Below are 1093 nucleotides of genomic sequence, written 5' to 3'. Positions count from 1 at the left end.
GGTTGCACCACAGATGACACAGATTTTTTAAATGATTAATTACCAATAGAGGCTAAGGTTAAGGTTGAGGCTAAGGTTGAGCAATCAGCAACAAGAAACCCGCAACCCGAAACCAACAACCCTAACAACCAGCACCCAGCACCCAGCAACCAGCACGTCTAACAACACTAACAACCTAACAATACTAACAATGCTAACAACACTAACAACCCGTGCCTATCCAGGCTGAGATTGAGACTAAGGTTCAGCAACCCGCAACCCGCAACCCGCAACCCGCAACCCGCAACCAGCAACTCCAAACACCAAAAGAATGCGCTTAACATCTCACGAAATAAAAGCGATCAAAACAATTACCAATAAAATTTTTGGAGGACAGGCTACTGTGTCTCTTTTCGGATCCAGAGTTGACGACATGAAAAAAGGGGGTGATATCGATCTTCTGATCAAATGTCCTGATAAAAATAAATATACAATTGAGAATAAAGTCCGGTTTCTTGCAGAGTTAAAACAAGAGATAGGAGACCAGAAAATTGATGTGGTCTTTGACAATCAAATTACCCGGCAAAAAAAATTTTTCTATAATTCAATAACAAGAAATAAAATTCTTCTGAAGTGAATCCCGGAAACAAGGAAGATAAGGCTGATAAACTACACGAAGCAAAAAAACTTTGTGAAGTCCATTGCGAAAGGATGAATTTTGCTCATGGAAAGCTAAAACATTATTTTCCTTTAAGTAAAGAAATTTATTTGCAGATGCCACCGGAACATCTTAGCTATTTCGATCAGTTAATTTTTAGGTTTTCCAAACTTCAGGATAGTATGGGACACAAACTGTTCCCGGCCATTTTAGATAATCTGGAAGAAGATTTCAGAAGTCTTTCTTTTATTGACATCCTTGGGAAATTAGAAGCGCTTAATTTTCTGGACAATAAAAATATATGGATACAATTACGTGAAACCAGAAATATTGTAACTCATGAATATCCTTTTGTTACTGAAGAGGTAATTGAGGGGTTGAACCTGTTAAATGAGCACTGCCGGGTTCTGACAACCACATGGGAAAGGATTAAGGAAAAGATTGACGCTAAATTTT

At 38.2% G+C, this 1093-nt stretch carries 2 protein-coding genes; both read left to right on the top strand.

Annotated elements, in window-relative coordinates; translation table 11 throughout:
• Positions 1 to 310: 310 nt before the first annotated feature.
• Positions 311 to 616, top strand: coding sequence for a nucleotidyltransferase domain-containing protein (locus tag OQ5_RS0115650; protein WP_016778392.1), 306 nt, complete (start codon positions 311 to 313; stop codon positions 614 to 616).
• Positions 613 to 1093: hypothetical protein (locus OQ5_RS21330; protein ID WP_016778391.1), on the top strand; the 481-nt coding region annotated here is incomplete at its 3' end. The genes OQ5_RS0115650 and OQ5_RS21330, both read left to right, overlap by 4 nt.

The organism is Anaerophaga thermohalophila str. Valhall (assembly GCF_000250735.1).
In the GTDB taxonomy this organism is placed as follows: Bacteria; Bacteroidota; Bacteroidia; order Bacteroidales; family Marinilabiliaceae; genus Anaerophaga; species Anaerophaga thermohalophila_A.
The sequence above is the reverse complement of the archived record's forward strand: the minus strand, read 5'-3'. Positions and strand labels throughout refer to the sequence as shown.